Here is a 3601-nt window from a genome sequence, read left to right on the forward strand (position 1 = left end):
CAACATGGTTGCTAGCGGGTAAGGGCGTCTTCCATTACCTGGCTTTGGATAAAAAGGCTCAATGACGGCTTCTAATCGAGACCAGGGAATCAGCTTCTCCATTCTGAGTAAGAACTTCTCTTTACGAGTCTGTCGCTTTTTTTGGGTGAACTCGCAGTCGGCAAACGTGAGCTGATTCTTCATGGTGAACTCCAAATATGAGCTGATGGTAGATTAGCTCACAAGGAACTTGTTCACACCTTCCCTAAGGTTGACTTTAAATTTTCTTCAAGAAGTTTATCTAAAAAACTATCACTAAGCGGGCCATTTTTTAATAAATATTTCAATAAGTCAGAAAACTGATGTGTTCCAGTAATTGATATTTGAAAAGTCTTCAATGAGACTACAACTTCCTCAGAAGATACTATTTCGAAGTCTATGTCTGGATGTATTATCCACTGTATATTGTTAGTGCTATTCATACAATAAAGTCTGTTTATGAAAAATATACCGATTGATTTCAAATGTTATCAGAATTAAATTGCTACCATAGGGTTAGAGTAGTAATTTAAAAAACTCTATTCTATTTATATGGTAAGCCTATGTTGAAAAGTGAATTTTATCTTCTGATGAATATATTTTATTATAAACTTCACAACTATCAATTAAGTCATCATGTGTTCCGGTCGAGATAATCTTACCCTTTTTCATTACAATGATTTTATCAAAAAGTTTTGCTGTCTTTACCCTGTGAGTGACAAAGATAACAGTTTTTCTTAAGTTTTTCCTAGTTAGTTTTTTTATTATTTCGTTTTCAGAATATCTATCGATAGAAGATGTAGCTTCGTCAAAAATATAAATTGGAGAATCTCTGTATATTGCCCGTGCAATCGACATTTTTTGCCTTTCACCTGTTGATACCGATGCTCCTTGCTCACTCAATAAAGTTTTTGTTCCATTTTTTGAATTCTCAATAAATTCTCTAGACTGAGAGAAATTAATTGCGAAATTAAATTTTCTCTGTGATACATTATTATCACAATAAGCGATATTTTCCTCAATGCTTCTATTAAATAATGGTGCACTTTGAATTGACGAGCTTGTGAAGTTTCCAATCTGATTAGTAGGAAGTTTAGGCAATGAGTCAATAAATAATGTGCCTCTGTCTGGGTTTATTCTTCCCGATAGAATTTTAAGTAAGGTTGATTTTCCAGAGCCGGACTCACCAACAATTGCTATCTTTGAACCAAAGTTAATATTTAACGATATAGAATCAAGTAACGTTTTTTCATTGTTAAACACCGTAACATCTTCTAATGAAATATTAGGGGTTTTAGAAGTCTCATAATTGATTGAAGTATCAGGTAATGTTACAGAAATCTTCTCAACTTCCTTAAGGCTTGCTGTAAGCTCACCCAAAGCATCAAAAAAATCTACAAAATTAAAAGCGACAGATTCAAAATGCCACGATAGAATAATAACGAGAGATAATAAGGTTACTAGTTCTGAAACTGAAAAGACGCCCGCATTGAATTGATAGAAGGTATAGGTTATGAAAAAAAAACCAAAAATCAGCTTATATAATACTTCAATTGTTTGTACTAATAACCAATAGGATCTAACTTGCCTACATGCTTCTAAGTCGCTATTCAGATAGCGATTGAATCTTTCTCTTTCAAATTCATTTGATAGAAATGACTTGATAAGAGGAATGTTCATGATTAATTCTGTCAGTTCAGATACAAGAGTTGAGTGTGTATCAGCAGCATTTTCGATAAAAGTTATACCTGTATATGCAAGATACGCGGATAAAAATATAGATGAGGTAATCCATAGCCCTGCTGCTATAGCCATCTCAAATGAAACATCTGATAGAATAATCGTTACAAGAACTAATATAGAAAATAGTTTAATTACGGTTTCAGATGCTGCGCTGACTACACCTGGCAGGCTGACAGATGCAACTTCTATCCTATCTACTAGGTTGCCTATGTTATTATCCTCAACGGATTTAGAGTCTCCATAAGTTAATCTAGCAGACAAATGATCTACAACAGCAATTCTTAAGTTTTGGCTTACATACATATTTGCTAGAAAAGAGATGACTTGAACTGCTGGAATGGAAACCCAAACAGCAATCATCGTAAATGCCATTTCTTTTATTTTAGTAAAGTTCTCTTGATTTACCCCTTCTGTGATACTACCTAAAATATATGAAAGGTATAGACTTAGCCCAATTGATAAAGTTGATGCTAAGAATAAGATGAGTGTACTTGTAGGAGCACAACGTGTAACGGAGTATAGTAAGTATTTGAATGGCCGATAGTCATCGTATCGTAGTGATAAACTACGATACGGGAATTTTTCAGTAGATGACAATTTTTTAAAAGATCTTTGCCAAATTTTATGTAATAAGTAACTTAAATCCTTCTTATACATATTCTATTCTAACACCTTTCATTATATAAATTTTTCGTAGCAAGGCGATTACAGTTTCTTGTGTTGCAATACTTTTAAAGTTCTCCAACAATGTAGTTAGAGGTGTTCTATTTGAGGTATTAATATAGGAGCATAGTTTTGGTAGTACTCCTGTTTCATAAGACCACATTATGCGCATTCTTACGATTAATGCTTCTCTATCTAACATGGCAGTAGTTTGCAATGGGAATTCTGTATAACTTGAAATAAAGATCGAACTTAGATCATCTAGGTTAGGCTCTTTTTCTTGATATGCAGGCGGGTAAGTAAAACCACCGTTACTTTTAATTGCTAACTTTCTCAAATTATATAGCTGGTCTGCTGTAAGATTTTTTCTGAATGTATCATTAAATATTGACTCGTCTGATACTAAAAACTTTAATCCCTCTACGCAGTGATGAGCAATATTTTCTGGATAAATTGTTATACCTAGTGTGATGGAAAATTCAATTGTATCGAATACATGAAAATCCCCTATGGGAATATAAATTAAATCTCCTGGCTCTAAAACATACTTTTCAGCATATGGCAATAAATCTGAATAGTTAGTTGATGAGGTTAGAGTACCTGACAGGCTTTTGAATCTATCACGCTCCCAAATATATGCTGTTTTTTTTCCTGGTCCAATATGAAAAAGAAGTGTATGGTCAAAGTCATCATGGATGCCAAATGGTGTAAGGCCATAGTTTCCAATAAAAGAATAGATATCTATGCCTTGGTTAATATCTAGTCTTTTAGATAATGGTGATATTATACTTTCTAATATTGACTCTGAAAAAATATCACAATATGAGCTTAAAGCGTCTATAGATAGGCAAAACTTATTGCTAGAGAGCAAGTTTTTTAGATATTTTTCAAGATTATTGCTTTGATCTGTAGCAGTTATTAGATCATGTATAATCGTGTGTCTTTGAATTCCTGATGTCCATGCTCTCGCGTGAGGTTGATTATTCTCTCCAAAACTGGTTACAATTTTTGTTATATGATCTTCAACTGCTTCTACGTTATGTAATAGATTTTTTATATGACAGTGTTTTGATAGATTATTACTTTTCTCAATTAAGATGTCCTGCCAGCTTTCTTTGGTTTTCATTGATCAACGCTCGTTTTACTTATTTTTAGTGCTCCGAAGGTGACAAGCTCT

The 3601-nt window shown here is 33.3% G+C and carries 3 protein-coding genes; all 3 read right to left on the minus strand.

The window, feature by feature from the left end:
* Positions 1-183: transposase (locus tag WG89_RS28360; protein ID WP_479686493.1), on the minus strand; the 183-nt coding region annotated here is incomplete at its 3' end.
* Between the two features lie 396 nt (positions 184-579).
* Positions 580-2418: an ABC transporter ATP-binding protein gene (locus WG89_RS28370; RefSeq protein ID WP_079254112.1), complete on the minus strand. Its 1839-nt coding sequence runs from the start codon at positions 2416-2418 to the stop codon at positions 580-582.
* A complete protein-coding gene (locus WG89_RS28375) occupies positions 2411-3550 on the minus strand; it encodes a cupin domain-containing protein (RefSeq protein WP_062271129.1) in 1140 nt (379 codons plus the stop codon). The genes WG89_RS28370 and WG89_RS28375 overlap by 8 nt, the downstream gene beginning before the upstream one ends.
* Between the last annotated feature and the right edge of the window lie 51 nt (positions 3551-3601).

The organism is Endozoicomonas arenosclerae, assembly GCF_001562015.1.
GTDB classification, from domain to species: domain Bacteria; phylum Pseudomonadota; class Gammaproteobacteria; order Pseudomonadales; family Endozoicomonadaceae; genus Endozoicomonas_A; species Endozoicomonas_A arenosclerae.